Origin of the sequence: Chryseobacterium sp. Marseille-Q3244, assembly GCF_940807095.1 — a bacterium.
Classification (GTDB): domain Bacteria; phylum Bacteroidota; class Bacteroidia; order Flavobacteriales; family Weeksellaceae; genus Chryseobacterium.
Genome location: NZ_CALNWX010000004.1, coordinates 271,655 through 290,104 on the forward strand (window position 1 = coordinate 271,655; position 18,450 = coordinate 290,104).

Genomic DNA, 18,450 nt, shown 5'->3' on the forward strand with positions numbered 1-18,450 from the left:
AATTCTAAATCACAGCTTTGCAATATTAAGCATTTATTACGGTATTCAGAACTGGTATATGCCTTGTTTATATTAAACATCAATCAGTGCAGTCCGACTTTACCAGCAGCCTGTTCAAATAGTTTCTTAGAATCGTAACCAACCCCTTTTTTGAATACGATTTCCGTATTCAGAACTTCTTTTATATTTTTTTCCGGGTCTCCATTGATAAGCACCAGATCTGCATCTTTTCCTGCTTCAATAGTTCCTGTTTTTTTATCAATTCCCAGATATTCGGCTGCATTCAATGAGGTGATTTTTACAGCTTCCGGAAAACTAAAGCCAGCTTCTGTCAACAATTCTAATGAATGTCTGTTGGCATAGCCTGGAATTACCCTTCCCGCTCCAGTGGGGTCACTTCCGGCAGTCAATCTTCCACCCATGGCTACAAATTGCTTCTCCCAGGCCATTTGTTTCTTAAAGAGTTCAGCATAGGCAACATCTTTACCTGCAACCAAATCATAATTTTTTTTGATGTTTTCCAAGACAGACGCTGCCAAAGCAACCTCCCCTCCTCCAGGTATAACTTCTCTGTCGGTATAAGGTTCAAATACAGGTAATGTAGAAGTTATGGTCACTTTTTTATTAATCAGGAACTGCATCAGCTCTTTCATTTCTTTACTGTCCACCGGTAACCGGGTCAAAGAAGCATTCGCATTACCAGGACACTTATTTTCTTTTTTATCAGCAATGAAGTCCGTACTGGCAAAAAAGCCGTGCTCAAGATTATCTATTCCAAGCTCAGCAGCTTCTCTGTAGGTAACTGAACATAAATGACCTGTCACCTTAATATTTCTTTTGTGTGCGGCAGCTATGGTGGCTGCCAGATCTTCTTTGGTGATATTCATATAAACTTTAAAAGAAGTACAGCCCATATCTGCCCAATAATTCACCATTTTCTCAGCTGTAAGAGGTGATTCAATTGCTAATATTTCAGGAACCATAAGACCTTCACGCTCAATATAAGGACCTGTAACATCGATATTCGGTCCGGCGATTTTCCCGGTATTGATCCATTTTTTCAAGGTAAGGTCTGTTTGCGGCTCTACACTTCCTGCAGTACGCATTGTGGTAACACCGCCGGCCAGATAGAGTTGAGGAAAGGATACCGGCATCTGCAGGGCCAGATAATATGGACTTACCGCCTTTCCATAGAACAGATGTTCATGCATCATGATCATTCCCGGAATCAGGGTTTTTCCCTGTCCGTTGATTATTTTCACCTTTTTAGGTATTTTTACAGATGATGAATTCCCTACCTTGGCAATTTTACCATTAATAATGATCATATTCTGATCTGTTCTTGCAGGCTTACCGGTACCATCTACTATCTTTACATTCGTAATAGCCAGGGTATCTGCCTGTACATTGACCAATGAAGATAATGTTGAGTTATTCACCGTTTTTTGGGCATGAACATAATTAGTTGATGCAAAATAAAAAATAGTTAATAAGGTCAGTCCTTTATTTTTCAGGGTATTTAAATTGTCCATCATTGTGCAGATATTTAATCTAAAATTAGTGTAATATTTTTATGTGACGATATAATTTCGATCAAAATTTCAAACAATGTCTGTCCCTTTCCAGCTCTCAATTCATCAAGTTTTTGCTGCATCAGTTGTATATTGAATAGTTTTCCCTGTCTGATCTTGTTTTCATAAAATTCCTGAGTAGCTTTTAGCCCTAAATCATCTCTTGATTTTTGTGATTCTTTCCACACGATTTCAATTTCTTCTTTATTCTCAAAGACTCCGAAACCGCCGTAGAGAATATCATCAAAGCCATCAAGGGTTCCTATTTTCCAATCTGTACCTTTCATTAATACATTAGAAGCTTCTTCATAGAAACCGTCTAAAGACAAAAAATGACCGCCATGAATGACGATCATTTTTCTTGTATTGTTATTTGAAGTATTCAACACCGTTTTTGAATATATTATGATAATTCGCGGTTGGTATATTTCTCATGAGACCTTCCGTAAATCTTTCCGGGTGTCCCATTCTTCCGTAGATCTTTCCGCATGGGCTGGTCACTCCTTCAATTCCAAACAATGAATTATTAGGATTGAATGGCATTCCGTGAGCAATGTTTCCATCGAAATCAATATACTGCGTTGCGATCTGTCCATTTTCATATAACTTCTTGATTTCTTCTTCTGAAGCCATGAAACGTCCTTCTCCGTGAGAAATCGGAATGGTGAAAGTCTGGCCTTTCATCCCTTTTAACCATGGACTTTCATCGTTTACTACTTTTACCGTTACCATCTGAGAAATGTGTCTTCTGATGGCATTGTGAGCCAATGTCGGAGAGTTTTCATCAAGATCTTTAATTCTTCCGTAAGGTAACAGTCCCGATTTAACCAAAGCCTGGAAACCGTTACAGATCCCGATAATCATACCGTCTCTGTCTAGTAATTCGTGTACCGCATTTCTCATCTTTTCGTTCTTTAAAACGTTAACAATGAACTTTGCAGAACCATCAGGCTCATCACCTGCAGAGAAACCTCCTGAGAATGCAAGGATCTGAGAAGTTCTGATCTCTTCTACCCAAGCATCGATGCTTTCATCCAATAGTTGATGACTAATATTAATTAAAGGTAGACTACTTACCACAGCACCTTCTTTCTGGAATGCATTTAAAGTATCATACTCACAGTTCGTTCCTGGGAATACCGGAGCAAATACTTTTGGCTGAGCAATTCCGTGTTTTTTGATGATGATATTTCTTGGGTTGATTGAGTTTGATTTTTCATCAATTTCAACCGTTAGCTTTTCTTTTTCTACTGTAGGGAAAAGATTTTCGAATGTCCCTGTGTAAGCAGATTCAAGATTCGTGATTTGGGTTTCGAGATTGTTGATCTTTAAAATACCAGAATCTTTTACTTCTCCGATTAGCTGAAGAGATGCGTTGCTTAATTCTTCTTTAGCTTCAATAAGTAAGCTACCGATATTTTTAGCTAGTAAAGTATTTTCATCAGCATTGATTTCAGCTCCTAATCTGTTTCCGAAACTCATTTTTGCCAATGCTACTGCTACTCCACCATCTTTTACTGTTTTTACAGAAACAATTCTTCCAGATTTGATGTTCTCAAAGATGAATGTGTACATTTCTTTTAAAGCATCATAGTTTGGAAGACCGCTTTCCTGAGCAATGTGATTGAAGAAATAGATTTTATTTCCTGCTGTTTTAAATTCAGGAGAAATTATATTTTGTTTCTCTCCATTCGCACATGCAAAAGAAATCAATGTTGGAGGTACATTCAGATCCTGGTAGGTTCCACTCATGGAATCTTTACCACCAATCGCTGCTAATCCAAGGTTGATCTGTGCATCATAAGCTCCTAAAAGTGAAGCTAAAGGTTTACCCCATTTTTCAGGTGCTTGCCCCAGCTTCTCGAAATATTCCTGGAAGCTTAATCTGATATTTTTATAATCACCTCCCATCGCAACAATCTTAGCAACACTTTCTACTACGGCATAAGATGCTCCTAATAAGGAGTTTTGCTTAGAAATTTCAGCATCAAATCCCCAGCTTGCTAAAGATACTGTTTTGATATCTTTTGCTCCTAAAATCGGTAGTGTCTGCACACTTCCTTCCATTAGGGTTTGCTGGTATTTCCCACCTAAAGGCATCGCAACGGTTGTTCCTCCTACTGAAGAATCAAACATTTCCAATAATCCTTTTTGGGAAGCTACGTTTTTATCTTTTAAGGTATTCAGGAAGTTTTCTTCGTTGAATGCCTTAGTTTCTGTTTTTACTTCTTCAAGGTGGTTGATTTTTACCTCCTGAGATTTTGAACATCCATTGGTATCAAGGAATGCTCTTGAAAGGTCTACAATCTTGTCTCCTTTCCAGAACATCTGCATTCTTCCTGAATCTGTTACTTTTGCCACTTCTACCGCTACAATATTTTCAGCTTCACAGAATTTGATGAACTTTTCTTTGTCTTTCGGATCTACTACAACCGCCATTCTTTCCTGAGATTCGGAAATAGCCAGTTCTGTTCCGTTTAATCCTTCATATTTTAAAGGTAATACATCAAGATTTACTTCTAAAGAGTCTGCAATTTCACCGATCGCTACAGAAACACCTCCCGCACCAAAATCGTTTGATTTTTTGATCAATCTTGTCAGTTCAGGGTTTCTGAATAGTCTTTGGATCTTACGTTCTTCTACTGCATTTCCTTTCTGTACTTCAGAACTCATGGTATGAATAGAGGTTTCGTCCTGTTCTTTTGAACTTCCACTTGCTCCTCCTACTCCATCACGACCTGTTGCTCCTCCTAAAATAATGATAGAATCACCGTTGGCAGGCTTTTCACGTCTTACCCAGTCTACCGGAACGGCTCCGGTAACGAAACCTACTTCCATTCTTTTGGCTTTGTAGCCTTCATCATAGATTTCAGAAACCATTGTGGTAGCAAGACCTATCTGGTTACCATAAGATGAATATCCGTTGGCAGCCTGTTTTGTAATAGTCTTTTGAGGTAATTTTCCTGGTAATGTTTTGTCTACTGATTCTAAAACGTCGGCAGCTCCTGTTAACCTCATTGCCTGGAATACGAAAGATCTTCCGGATAATGGATCTCTGATCGCTCCTCCTAAACAAGTGGATGCCCCTCCAAAAGGTTCAATTTCCGTTGGGTGGTTGTGTGTTTCGTTCTTGAATAATAAATACCAAGGTTCTTTTTTACCATCGTATTCTGCTTCGATCTGGATGGTACAAGCATTGATCTCATCAGAAATCACAAGGTTGTCAAGGTTCCCTGTTTTATGGAAATATTTACCACAAACTGTTGCCAGGTCCATTAAAGAGATCGGCTTCAGCTCACGGCCTAAGAATTTTCTTTTTTCGATGTAATCATTGAAAATGGTCTCCAATGTATGTTTAAAGTCTCCTTCAAACTGAATGTCTGACAATTCTGTTTCGAAAGTCGTGTGACGGCAGTGATCGCTCCAGTACGTGTCTAATACTTTCAATTCTGTTTCCGTAGGATTTCTCTCCTCAGTTTTAAAGTACTCCTGAATAAATTTCAGATCATCTAAGCCTAGTGCAAAACCGTGATTATTATAGAAATTTTCAAGTTCAGCATCATTGAAATTGATGAAATTTTCGTGGATTAATACTTTTGATGGTGTTTCATCAGCAGGAATATCCAATACAGACAGATCTTTTTCCTGAGACTCTACTTTATTAATCAAAAGGTCTTTGATTTTCATCAAATCAGCTTCTGAAACTCCTACAAATTCGATCAGCTTTCCACTTCTTACTTTTGATTTTTCATTTTCTGTCAATAAAGCAATACATTGTTGTGCAGAGTCTGCTCTCTGGTCGTATTGACCAGGCAGGAACTCCATCCCGAAATAAATGCTTTTTGCAGGGTTTTCTGTATGTAAAATATCAGTAACAGGGTCTACAAAAGTATTGTTCACTACTTTTTCGAATTCCCCGTCATTCAAATTAAAAATGTCATACACATTGTAGACTTTCACACTTTGAATTGCCGGAACAACTGCTTTTACTTCATCAAAAATTTTTGGACTTTCAACATCGAAAATTCCTCTTTTTTCTACGAAAATTCTTTTGTTATTAGACATTAGATGTCAGATTTTTAATATTAGATTTATTTTTCTTTTACTTTTTCTGAGTTTCAGAGCACCTACACCAGATTGTTACTTTCTGTTCTTTCTATATAGATTCTCTTTAGGGGATCATCTCCCAATATTACGGTGTACAAATTTACTCTTTTTACTTTCTTTAACCTCAATCTTTTTGTTATAAAACCAATGCAAGGTTATTATCTTTGGTACCATCATTATTGGATGCATTTTTAGGAGCTTCCATCCATTCTTCTTTATTCAATACAAATCTGAAAGAATAGGTCTTCCCCTTTTCAAATCGAGACACCGGAATCTCCAGTTCATAACGGTTTTTATCCTTTTTTACCATCTGAAACTCTTTATTTTCGGAATCCCAGTCGTTAAAACTCCCTGCAATGGATACCGTATGAAGAAGAGCTGCATTTAAGTTTACAGGATGCGTATAAGTGAAAACCACTTTATCGCCCTTTACAGAATATCCATATACCTGTTTTTTATCTGAAGTTGAGATCAGATCTTCCACCAAACTTGTAGTACCACTATAAAGTGTGCTATATGTTTTGGGTCCATTGATATTCACCATCATACAAATTCCTATATTCAGTTCTGGAAATATCGTAAACAGGGTATTTGTTCCATACGATCCTCCATGTTTAAATCCTCTTCTTCCATTGTTGGTAATAAAATGTTTATCCCACAAATAGCCATACCAGCCTTCTTTACTGTTATCAATATTTCTTTGAGATTCCTGTACTATTTTATTTTTGGGATCCAGTTCTTCTTTTAAAAACTTCATCATATCTCCTAAAGTAGATTCTGTTTTTGAACCTCCGGATCCCCACAGAAGACTTGTTGAAACCGGCATCAGTCTATAATTTTCGTGATACCCATTGGCTTGAGCTTCATCTTTTCCAAGTTCCAGTTTGGTATGATTCATCCCGTTTTTTGAAAAAATATTTTCTTTTAAAATGGTTTCGTAACTTTTTCCATATATATTTTCCAACATAAGGCCAGCCAATTCCAGGCTCAAATTGCTGTATTTATATTTTGTTCCCGGCTTCATATCCAATTTGACACTTGCCAGGTCTTTTTTAAAGTCTTCTTTTGTATATCCTTCGTTGAGCTTCTCGTAAAGAAAAGGAGTTTCATCGGTCATGTTTTTTCTCAGCTCATCATCAATAGGGAGATTTCTAGGCAAGGCCGTTTCATAAGAAATTAAATTACGAACTGTTATAGGAACTCCATTATATTCTAAGTTGGGATAAGACCCTTTCAGGTATTTACGTATATCATCATCCAGACTTATTTTTCCCTCAAGAACCGCCTGAGCTAACAATTGTCCTGTAAAAAGTTTAGTAACAGAATCTATGGCAAAATAGGTATTGTCATCTGCTTTATTCCCTTTTCCTTTATCTATTTCACCAAAGTGTCTCGTATACACTTTTCCGTCTTTGATAATTCCGATTGAAACAGAATAAGCTTTGGAATCTTTTGCAATCTTCTGAGCATTAGCGTCTATAATTGAGTAGACCGCTTTTTCACTTTGTGCATGGTTTTTTACGAATGCCAAAGTAAGAATGCATATAAATATACTTTTTCTCATGAGATTTAATTATGGTTATTTTTTGAATTTGTTTGGGTTATTAGGGTGCTCTTTCTGATATTGTTCTGCTTGTTGTATTTCATTTTTCAACCATTCTTCGAAAGAAATCATTTTATCTTCATAATTTAAGATATACACACTTTTTCCATCTTCAGATACGAAAAATTTCAAGTCATCGAATGATCCTAAATTTATTTTTTGATAATCATAGGTATTCACTTGATAATAGGGAAAGTTTTTTTGGGGTCTTTCTACAATTTCAAAAAAAAGTTTTTTTTCTTTTTCAGATAACTCATTATATACATTAACATAATGAACGTCTGAGATTATTTTATTGTATTTTTCAAAAAATTGAAGGATTTTCTCCTCCTTTTTATTGTATTGAAATGGATATGGATAGTATTTTCCATCAATATTAACGTCTTTCTCAGAATATTTAGTAAGTGGCTGAACTGTTTCGCCTTTAACGTTCAGTATTCCCCAAGTTCCCCCCACTATACTTCGATGTTCATCTTCTGTTTTTTCCCAATCACATCCATTACAAAAGGATGCATATCCATAATTGAAAGAGGAGACAAAATCATGTTCAGGCTGAATGGCTATTTTTCCGTTTCTATCTGCAAAGCCTATTTTCCCATTTTTCACAAATCTTCTGACACCTTCTGAAAAATAGTCTGCTCCGTTATCATATAAATAAGGCTTATATAAAAAATTACCTTTTCTGTCGTAAACATATCCAAAGGCATTTTTTTCATATTTTTCATCTCTTTTCCCACCAGCAAAGAGAATGGTTTCATTCTCTATCCCGTCTTTTACCAATTCGCCTTCTTTAATTCCGGTATAATCTTTAAATTCTGCTGGTATGATGATCTTTCCAGCCTGGTTTTTGACTCCAATCAAAGAATCTTTGGATTTAAAATACCTCAAAACTTCTTTCTTCTGAGAGAAAGCCAGTACAGGAATTAAGGTAATCAATAAAAGGACTTTGTTCATGGTTGGGTTTAAAATAAAATATGCAGCCCAAAAGGCTGCATATTGTTTTATACTTTAAGATCAGCTTCTAATCCTATTAAGTCTTTATTTTGATCTATAATCGGCTGCACTTCATTCTTGACGAATTCTTCCGTCTGAATCGGTGCAAACCCGATAAAGTTCTTAGGATCTAAAACTTCTTTTAATTTCGATTTATCTAATTTTAAAGAATCATCGTTTAAGATTCTTTCGATCAAATCATTTTCTTTTCCTTCTTCCTTCACTTTCTTGGAAGCTTCCATAGAATGAACTCTGATTACTTCGTGAATTTCCTGACGGTCACCACCAGCTTTCACTTCTTCCATGATGATATATTCTGTTGCCATGAAAGGAAGTTCTTCTTCGATATGCTTGTTGATTCTGTTCGGATATACAACGATTCCGTTCATAATATTATTCCAGATCAATAGAATTGCATCTACAGCAAGGAATGCCTGAGGAATGGTTAATCTCTTGTTTGCAGAGTCATCCAATGTTCTTTCAAACCATTGTGTAGAAGCTACCATTGCAGAACTTGTCGTTAAAGACATTACATATTTTGCCAATGCTCCGATTCTTTCACTTCTCATTGGATTACGCTTGTACGCCATTGCCGATGAACCGATCTGGTTTTTCTCGAATGGTTCTTCAATTTCCTTAAGATTCTGAAGTAAACGTAAATCGTTTGTGAATTTATGAGCTGACTGAGCGATGTTTCCTAATAAAGCTACCACTTTCGCATCAATCTTTCTATCGTAAGTCTGTCCGGAAACTCCAAACACCTTTTCGAATCCGAATCTTTTTGAAAGCTCTTTATCTAAGTGTTTTACTTTTGAATAATCTCCGTTGAACAGTTCAAGGAAACTTGCAGCAGTTCCTGTAGTTCCTTTTACTCCTCTGAAACGAAGGGTTTCTAAGAAGAAGTCTAATTCTTCAATATCAAGAACCAAACTTTGTAACCAAAGGGTTGCTCTTTTTCCTACTGTTGTTAACTGAGCCGGTTGGAAGTGTGTAAATCCTAAAGTTGGAAGATCTTTGTACTGAATCGCAAAGTCTGCTAAATTCTTCATTACGTTCACCAACTTTTTCTTTAAGATTAAAAGTCCGTCACGGATTTGAATTAAATCTGTATTGTCTCCTACAAAAGCTGAAGTAGCTCCCAAGTGAATTATTCCCTTTGCTGAAGGCGCCACATCTCCATAGGTGTGAACGTGAGCCATTACATCATGACGGAATTTCTTTTCGTATTCTGCTGCTTTATCGAAATCGATATTTTCAGCATTAGCTTTTAATTCAGCGATCTGCTCGTCTGTAATTTCAAGCCCTAAGTCTTTTTCGATCTCTGCTAAAGCGATCCAAAGCTTTCTCCAGGTACGGAATTTGTTATTGTGTGAGAAATTAAACAACATTTCTTCACTGGAATAGCGCTCTTCCAATGGATTTTTGTAGGAATTCATTCGTTCTTTTACTTTTTAGATGCACAAAAATACGATTTTTCAGTGAGAGATGAAAATGTTGGTTTTATGATTTTTTGTAGTGATGATGTAAGGGAAATTTTGAAAAGTTCTTATTCATTTTACATCATAATGGCTATTATTATTTTCCCACACAAAGAGTTTGTGTGGCATGTGAAAGGATTTGGTAGCATGAAGAAAGTATTCGGAGACTTGAAGCAATTTTTGTAATACAAAACCCACCGCAAAAAAACGATGGGTTTGTTTTTATCTATCGACACGAGCGAGACGCTCGTGCCAGCGAAGGGGTTACCAATTGTTATATCCTATATCTTTAAAATCCTTTCCGATCCTAACTTCATTCTTTATACTATTAAATATTTTATAGGCATTATCTTTTTCTTCTGGTACATAAAAGTTTATTAATTCATTCTTATTATTAAACAATAAACTCCAAACATATTCTTCATCAAAAAAGCTCACATTATTTATATTGGGGTTTTTATTTACATAGACTTTACCTGTTTTTTTAATTGATTTCATTAAAAAATTGATATCATTACTATTTTTGCCTATAAGTAAAATATTAACATTTCCATACTTGATAATGGCTCTTTTAAAAGAGTCAACTTTTTTTAGATTTGAACTCATATCACCTGTACTAAGATCCAAATCAATATTTTTATTTTTTAATTCGTCTTCTATATATATTATTGTTAAGAAATTATTTTTAAGATTGACATCTTTTTCCAAAATATTTTCATAAAAAGCATTTATGAAAGGATTCAATATCCCTTTCTTCTATGTAATATTCTGAGAATAAATAGTTATATATAATAAACAGGAAAAAATTAAAAGAATTTTTTTTCTAATCATAATAAGCACTTTTAGAGTTATAGTTCATATACTTTCCTTTCAAATATGTTCTAAATTTAACATTTTTAAAATCAGGATCTACAGTGTTATGATAATCCATATTTCCTCTAGCTCCTTCTACATCTGATTTCCTTGGGATGTATATATTGTCCTTAACATTAAACATATATCCACTAGGAAGATAATTACTTGGATGATTATGATCATGATTAGTTAAGACACTAGGATAAAAGGAATCACCATTAATATTAAAATTCTGCATATATTGTTTCGGATCAACGAATGTTTTTGAAGGCAATCCTAAAGTTGATACAACAGAAAACCCACCTTTACTAGAAGCATATGTTGAATTTGAAAATTCACTCGTTCCATTATTATACATATATTCTGCAACTTCTGTTGCTTTTGCCGGATTGTTATGGAAACTTAATGTTGTTAGAGTATTAGAGCTTTTCCCTTGACGATCTGTAAATGTTTCAGATAAAGTAATTTCCTGTCTATTTGCCTCAATATAACCTTTTTCTCCAACTTCAACACCTTTTGCATCCGCCTTTAAAGTCTTACCGTCACCTTCAAATTGATTTTCTGCATATATTACATCTGTATTTGAATCAGCAACTTTTGTTAGCTTTCCTAAGTTATCCCATTTGAAGATATCTGTAGCTTCTCTCCCGTCGGGGTCGATAAACCTCAATGGATTATTGAACGCATAGTTGTAAGGATTATGTCTCGTCATCTTCTCCGCCAACTGATCCATAACTCCCCATCTTCCAAGATCAGGCATATAGAATCTTGCCCCATAATCATACATACCCGTCTCCTGCAATTCCTTGCCATTATACTTATAACTATATAACCCTCCAAAATTAGAAGTTCCAAACATTCCTGATATATGGTTGAGACCAAAAGGATAATAGTTATTCGTATCGGTAATTTCCAGAACGCCTGCGTTGTTTTTTGCAAAATTTATCCTTGTATTTCCAAGGTGGTCTTTGTGCTGCAAAAAATTCTTAAACTACTCAATATCTTTTTTCAACTTTATTTGTTGAAATATCAAATTTTTCAAAAACTTCCTTAATTTTCTCTTCCTTTTCTGGCAAAGAATAATTTATTAGATTCATTTTTTTATCAAAGAGAAAAAACCATTGATAAGGATCACTAGAAATATTTTTATTAGGTGTGGTAAATTTTAATTCAGAATTATTTGAAATAGATTTATGGTCAATAATTTTCTTTAAAAACTCGATATCTTCGACTTTATTACCCTTTAATAATAGATTAAATTTTTTATACTTAAAGAAATTTAAATTTTTAGCCTTAGGGTCTATCATTATATCGCTATTATTTTCCCTAGTTATAATTATCATGTATCCTTGATCTTCATAATATAGACTTGATATATAAATTGATGATAAACTCGATACAAAATTTTCATCATCATTCACATAAATAAAAGCATCAATAAAATTATTAATTTTATAATTTTTAGATACACAAGGAATTTGTGACCAACTTAATTGGGATATAAGGATTAAGAGTAATATTAATTTATTTTTCATATGCTCCATTGCTATTATATGTTGTGTAAGAACCATTTCTATAAACTCTAAAAATAGTATTTTTATATATCGGATTAACTGTGTTGTCATAATCATAACTTCCTTCATAAGCATCCCTGTGTTTGCCTACATTTCCCCAAGGAAAATATCCACTTGGAAGACTATTTCCAGGATGATTGTGATCATGTTTTGTTAATGTGAAAACTCCTTCAAAAGATGAAAAGTTTGTCATTCCTAATGCTCTTGGATCAACCGGTGACTTTCCAATTAAACCAAAAGTTGAGATAACGGATTTTGTTAAATTTCCTCCTTTAGAAGTATAGGTCCCATTTGTAAATTCTGGTTTAGCATTATTATATAAATATTCGGCTAATTCTGTCGCTTTATTGGGATCATTAAGTTTTAATGTCGTCATTAAATCAGATTTTCCTCCTTTCGAATCTTTTAATGTACTTTCTAACTTAATTTCCTCCTTATTAGCAGCAATTGTTCCTTTTTCTCCAACATCTACACCTTGAGCACTTTCTTTAAGAGTTTTTCCATCTTTTTCAAATTGATTTTCAGCATAAATAACATCTCTATCGGAAGAAGCAACATTAGTTAACTTTCCAGCATTGTCCCATTTATAAATATCGGTTCCTTGTCTTCCATCTGGGTCTATAAATCTCATTGGATTATTAAAAGCATAATTATAAGGACTATATCTGGTCATTTTCTCCGCGAGGGGATCCACCACACCCCATCTACCTAAATCAGGCATATACATTCTCGCTCCATAATCATACATTCCCATCTCTTGCAGCTCCTTACCATTGTACTTATAGTTCTTACTACTTATTATAACTAGAGACTACCTTGGAGGTAGTCTCTCATATTTATTATATAATTTTACTCTTCATAGTCCTTTGAAAATTTCACTCCTTTTTTCAAAAGCAAACTTTTTATTTCTTTTGACTTTTGATAAGGAGATGTTATACGAATAACCTCATTTTTAGAATTAAATATAATATGCCAATTTTTAACACTATAATCTATTTGTTGAGTCGCCAAATTAAAGTTTTCATATTTAGTTTCTTTAAATGAGTTTTTTAATATCTCTGATTTTTCAAACGACTCATCTATAATTAGCTTATAATCTTCTATTTCATATACTTTACTATACTTAACATCATGTAATAATTTTGGATTCTCAAATGAAACATCTATCCAATAACTATTTTCGTAATATTCACTTGTGTTAGCTCCAATTAATAATATATTTTTATTCTTATCTAATTCTTTATTTGAGTTTCTATATTCAATATATGCCTTGACAATAGTTTGATATAAATTATTTTTTTTCTGACCTTGTATGTTATTTTTACAACCGCTAGCTATTAAAAGTATATAAGCTAATAAAATATAATTCTTCATAATCCTATTTTTTTGTTTTACCAGTGTATGTTGATGTTTGATTGGTATATCTAAAATAACCCACTTTCGGAGTATACTGATATACATTCTTAATGTTGCTATCGTAATTTTTACGATCTCCTCGATTTAATTCTAACTCACTTACCCATGTCCCATTTTTAGGGAAAGAACTAAAACCTGCTGGCCCGGGCTCAGAACCTAATGTATGAGAATGTACTCTTTCTTGCCGAGTTGCATTACTTATAAAATGTCGAGATGCTGATCCAGGCTGGCTTACATCAACATACCCTATTGCTTTAACAGCACTACTACTTTCATTTTCTGAATGATTAGTACTGACAATATTTGTAGAATACCCATCCGAAAAATTAAGTGTATCCTGTCCAAATTCGACCTTAGTATTATCCGCTGCAAATTCAAAAAACTGAGTAGCGGCTCCATAATCCTGTATTTGTAAATAGGTAAATTTTGTACCTCCAGGAACATCATCATGTCCTTCAGTCTCTAAAGGGACTGTTTTAGCTTCCCCTATTTGCGAATCTCCTGTAGGATTTGATTTTGTCACATTGGTACGAGCAATTTTTATAGATTTAGAACCTTCTTCATTGGTAATAGTATCATATGCATTATCATCTTTTGTTCTTTCTATATTACCATTGTTAAAAATCTTAATAATATCTTGATTTTGCATTCCATCTGGATCAATAAATCTTATGGGATTATTATAAGCATAGTTATAAGGATTCCATCTACGTGAAGTTTCCGCCAGCGGGTCGACCACACCCCATCTTCCTAAATCAGGCATATACATCCTTGCACCATAATCATACATCCCGCTCTCCTGCAACTCCTTGCCATTGTACTTATAGTTGTAATGTTATTTAGGTGGAGGTGGCGGGTTAGGAATTTTAGAATCTAGCAAATCTCGTGAAAACTTATGATAAGGAATTTCTTTAAGTCTTTTATCTTCTTTTAGTAAAATCAAGTCCTCAATAATTTCCTGTTGCCTTTTTGATAATTCGTGTGAATAAAATCTAAATTTGAGATTCTTCCCATTTAAATAATAATTTATCTGTCGTGGTTGGGCATCAGGAGTACTTTTAAATTGAATTGAATCATAAAAAGAGTTTAATATTCTTTTTTTGTAAAAAGCAAAATCAATCTTTTGAGTTGATTTAAAATATTTATATTTTACTCCATTGTCAACTGATATTAAATCTTCCTTACATATATACAAAGAGTCTTTGTCATTTATGAGGATTCCAATCCTTGGTTCATTAGGATTCATACTAAATCCCAATGATACTTCAATATACTCTTGCTTTTCTTTATGACATGAAAGCAAGAGTATACTAATCATTATAATACTAATTAATTTCATACAACTATTGATCTTTATGTTTGAGGCTTCCATTTTTATCTACTTTTATCATAGACCCATTAAAATTCCACATTTCAGTTTTTATCTGAGAATTACCTAACTTTAATTTTAGAGCTTCGTTTGCTTGCTTAAGAATTTGAAACCCTTCCTTAGTGTATGTATTTACTTTATTGTTTGTAGGATCTTTTAAATACTCATTCTGGATATAATAATGTTGCCCATGCTGAGATTCCCAAGTGTCATATTTTCTATATTCTTTTGGAATGCTACTTGAATTAACATAACCATCATCTTGAAGATCATTAGCTTCCAAATCAGCGTGAACAAAAGATTCGTGAACTATCTGTCTTAAGGTATTAAAAAACTGACTTCCAGAATCGCCATATGCTTTATTTGAAATCAAAATCGAGACATTCTTCTCATCTCCCTTAATTTTGCCTGTTGTAGACCCTCCTACGGATGAGTCTGTTTTGACTCCATATGATAGATCTATCCCTTTATTATGATACTCTCCATTCACCTTGGCTTCAAAAATAGTCTTTCCTCCATATTCAACTTTTTGTCCTTTCTCCATATATTTAGATAAAAAAGCTTGTCCTTCTTTTGTTTTAGCAAAAAACACAAAAGCTTTATATTGCTCTTCATTTCCTTTCTTCATTATATTACTCAAATCTAATTGCATCCCATCGGGATCAATATAAAGAATAGGATTATTTGCGGTATAATTAAATGGCGATATATTAAAATATTTCTCCGCCAACGGATCTATTACGCCCCACCTTCCAAGATCCGGCATATAGAATCTTGCGCCATAATCATACATCCCCGTCTCTTGCAGCTCCTTACCATTGTACTTATAACTATATAACCCTCCAAAATTAGAAGTTCCAAACATTCCTGAGATATGGTTGAGACCAAAAGGATAATAGTTATTCGTATCGGTAACTTCCAGAACACCTGCGCTGTCTTTGGCAAAACTTACCCGGGTATTGCCTAAGTGATCTTTATACTGGTAAATATAACGGTTTTCTGTGAAACTGTAAAAACCTTCTGAAGTGGGTACAAAATCCAGTTTCCATACTGGCGGATCTCCTATATTAGGAAAAGTTTTTCCGAGATTTCCGTAAGCCTGTTCTTCAAAAGCAGATTCGGTACGACAGGTCAGACAGAGTCCTCCACCTTCCCGGTATGAGTATTGGAAGCCATCCAGATAATCGGTCATACTGGTTCTAGCCGATCCTCTCGGAGGCCTCGTTGAATACGTTTTTCTTAGTTTGGTTCCATCTGCACGGTATAAATACATTAGGTTAGCATTAAATGGCTGCCCAATTATAGGATTTGCATTACTGATTGTGAAAGCATTGGGAAGGTTAAGGTGATTATAATCAATAGTATTCATCCCTTTATCTTTCATATTAATCATATTTCCGTTCACATCATAATCTATTATATTATTTCCGCCTTCATACCCGGTATCATTCATTGCAGATTCTATCACCTGATTCAGGCGGTTTCCGGTGTATTTATATTCAAGGTTATCTACCAATGCAGGAGTTTGACCTGATACAGGAGTGGCTTTTCGTTGCAGGGTATTGATGTTTCCATTCAGGTCATAGGTAAGATATTCATCAAAATTACCATTGGCAGGATTAGTGGCATTAGGTTCTGAGTAAAAGCCATTTTTTAAACGGTTCAGAGGATCATATTCATAGTTGTATCTTTTCAGAATATCTTCTGAAGAATTCTTCCAGTCGATCTCTGCAATATTTCCGTTAAACTTCCCGGGTGATTTTGCTGAAGATACAGGATTATGATATTTTATTTCATAGCCAAACAATCTTCCATTTAGATTCGAAGGATCATTGATCTTAGTCATCCAGCCACGGATATTGTACTTATAATCCATCTGCTGAAGCGCAGATCCTGCAGCAATGCCACCCACTTTTTTAGATTCCAGCTGGGAAAGTTCATTATACATATTCTGGGTAAGGATTTCTGTGGGATTAGCATCTACCTGATGTTTGTGAACCAAAAGTCTGTTCTGGTGGTCATAGTCAAAGGTTTCTGTGATGACTCTTTCTGTGTCTGTTTCCAGTCTCTTATGTTTGGTGATCACAGTTTGAGCTACTCCTGCAAAATCCAGCTTGGATTCTGTTTTGGTATAGCCTCCCAAATGATTAATGGAATGGGTGCCTATCACTCGTCCTTTGGGATCATAGTATGTATAATTCTTGGTCCAGTTGTCATCTTCAATATTCTTAACAAAACTCATCACAGGAAGTCCTTTGGTACTTTTCCCTTCCGGGGATACCGTTTCTTTTAACGTTTCTACTCCCTGAATGGTAGAAGGAAATGATGGATTAAAGTTATACCCCGGATAAGTATCATAATAATTAACCGAAAAGACTGTTTCAAGATAAGGGAAATTGGTGTTAGTATAAAATATCTGCATTCCGTTTTTTGTAAAGCCGGTGGCAGATCCGTTCTCAGTCATCACTGCATCTCCAATCATTGTCTGCATATAAGCTCTGCTGCTCCCACTCACAATACCTGTTATGATTACTCTTCCTAATGCATCGTATTTTGTAAATAACCATTTATTCGTTGGGCTCATATTAGCATCCTGGGTAAATACTAACCGGTCAGCCTTATCATACACCATATATTCCCAACCTTTACCAGGAAGTTTTTTTTCTACCAGTCTTCCTCTTCCGTCGTAACGGTACTGGTAGCAGAGATCATTAAGCAGAGATTCACTAATAGGTTTTTGAACCGCATTGGGAGGAATCACAAAGGCCAGCTGATCGTATTCGTTATAGACATAGTAAGTATCTGCCTGCTCGGTGGAGCCCATCACCTTTCTTACCAACAAGGTTTGCCCTTTTCCGTTTTTGAACTCTACCGTTGGATTTCCATCTTCATCTGTCACTGTATTTTTATACAAGGTACCAGGTGCATATAAAACAGCTGGAGATAAACTTATTCCACTTTTAGTGGCTCCGTTTTCCCAGGTGGTGATGGTAATATGCTGGTACACTTCATTGACTATATTGGTTTCATACCCAAACTTCACAGGCTTAGTACTCCAGTCATTCCCCACCTGGATATGTTGCTGAAGCCTGTTCAAAGGAGAGTTTTCCAATATTTTCTCGGAATAGATCTTTTCTGAGCCATAAGGAGAATTGCTGGCATTGGATAAAGGATTGGGAATAATCCCCCCATTCAAAGTTCCTGATTGAGGTACGGGAAGATAATCTTTTACCTGTCTTCCGAACTGGTCATATTCAATGTGAGTAACCACATCTTTTCCCAAGGGAGAGGCTTTTACATTCACTACCTGTTTAGGTCTTCCCAAACCATCAAAATACTGGACAGTTTCTGAGGTTTTTGAAGGGGTCGTTCCATTGTAATCTAAATAGGTTTTGGATTGGATATAGTTTTCTCCCGGAGTAGCCTGCGCATGGACTGAATGACTGATCAGCAGCATACCTATGGGAATTATAAGTTTTTTCAT

The 18,450-nt window shown here is 35.0% G+C and carries 13 protein-coding genes and 2 pseudogenes; all 15 read right to left on the bottom strand.

The genetic code is table 11. From position 1 onward, the window contains the following. Positions 1-83: 83 nt before the first annotated feature. Positions 84-1,535 carry an amidohydrolase family protein gene (locus tag NBX25_RS09445; protein WP_250253462.1) on the bottom strand — a complete coding sequence of 484 codons (1,452 nt, stop codon included), beginning with the start codon at positions 1,533-1,535 and terminating at the stop codon, positions 84-86. Positions 1,536-1,546: 11 nt separating this feature from the next. Next, complete coding sequence (locus NBX25_RS09450; protein WP_250253463.1) at positions 1,547-1,960, bottom strand: barstar family protein; 414 nt, start codon at positions 1,958-1,960, stop codon at positions 1,547-1,549. Continuing rightward, complete coding sequence (locus NBX25_RS09455; protein ID WP_250253464.1) at positions 1,941-5,636, bottom strand: phosphoribosylformylglycinamidine synthase; 3,696 nt, start codon at positions 5,634-5,636, stop codon at positions 1,941-1,943. Before NBX25_RS09455 ends, NBX25_RS09450 begins: the two co-directional genes overlap by 20 nt. Positions 5,637-5,814: 178 nt before the next feature. Continuing rightward, the gene (locus NBX25_RS09460; protein WP_250253465.1) at positions 5,815-7,242 is read right to left on the bottom strand and encodes a serine hydrolase; all 1,428 of its coding nucleotides are present in this window, start codon (positions 7,240-7,242) and stop codon (positions 5,815-5,817) included. 15 nt (positions 7,243-7,257) lie between these two features. Continuing rightward, complete coding sequence (locus NBX25_RS09465) at positions 7,258-8,235, bottom strand: WG repeat-containing protein (RefSeq protein WP_250253466.1); 978 nt, start codon at positions 8,233-8,235, stop codon at positions 7,258-7,260. 47 nt (positions 8,236-8,282) lie between these two features. Further along, positions 8,283-9,710, bottom strand: a complete 1,428-nt coding sequence (gene purB / locus NBX25_RS09470; RefSeq protein WP_047096071.1) for an adenylosuccinate lyase — start codon at positions 9,708-9,710, stop codon at positions 8,283-8,285. Positions 9,711-10,016: 306 nt separating this feature from the next. Beyond that, the gene (locus NBX25_RS09475) at positions 10,017-10,496 is read right to left on the bottom strand and encodes a hypothetical protein (protein WP_250253467.1); all 480 of its coding nucleotides are present in this window, start codon (positions 10,494-10,496) and stop codon (positions 10,017-10,019) included. Between the two features lie 79 nt (positions 10,497-10,575). Continuing rightward, positions 10,576-11,586: an RHS repeat-associated core domain-containing protein gene (locus tag NBX25_RS09480; protein WP_250253468.1), complete on the bottom strand. Its 1,011-nt coding sequence runs from the start codon at positions 11,584-11,586 to the stop codon at positions 10,576-10,578. 16 nt (positions 11,587-11,602) lie between these two features. After that, complete coding sequence (locus NBX25_RS09485) at positions 11,603-12,142, bottom strand: hypothetical protein (protein ID WP_250253469.1); 540 nt, start codon at positions 12,140-12,142, stop codon at positions 11,603-11,605. 642 nt (positions 12,143-12,784) lie between these two features. Further along, positions 12,785-12,965, bottom strand: a pseudogene (locus tag NBX25_RS24885) (RHS repeat domain-containing protein); the annotation flags it as partial. 65 nt (positions 12,966-13,030) lie between these two features. Next, a complete protein-coding gene (locus tag NBX25_RS09495) occupies positions 13,031-13,555 on the bottom strand; it encodes a hypothetical protein (protein ID WP_250253471.1) in 525 nt (174 codons plus the stop codon). 4 nt (positions 13,556-13,559) lie between these two features. After that, the gene (locus NBX25_RS09500; RefSeq protein ID WP_284346222.1) at positions 13,560-14,246 is read right to left on the bottom strand and encodes a JAB-like toxin 1 domain-containing protein; all 687 of its coding nucleotides are present in this window, start codon (positions 14,244-14,246) and stop codon (positions 13,560-13,562) included. Next, positions 14,244-14,429, bottom strand: a pseudogene (locus NBX25_RS24695) (RHS repeat-associated core domain-containing protein); the annotation flags it as partial. The pseudogene NBX25_RS24695 and the gene NBX25_RS09500, both read right to left, overlap by 3 nt. Before the next feature lie 3 nt (positions 14,430-14,432). After that, positions 14,433-14,936 carry a hypothetical protein gene (locus NBX25_RS09505; protein WP_123911577.1) on the bottom strand — a complete coding sequence of 168 codons (504 nt, stop codon included), beginning with the start codon at positions 14,934-14,936 and terminating at the stop codon, positions 14,433-14,435. A 4-nt stretch (positions 14,937-14,940) separates the two neighbouring features. Next, positions 14,941-18,450, bottom strand: coding sequence for a DUF6443 domain-containing protein (locus NBX25_RS09510; protein ID WP_250253472.1), 3,510 nt, complete (start codon positions 18,448-18,450; stop codon positions 14,941-14,943).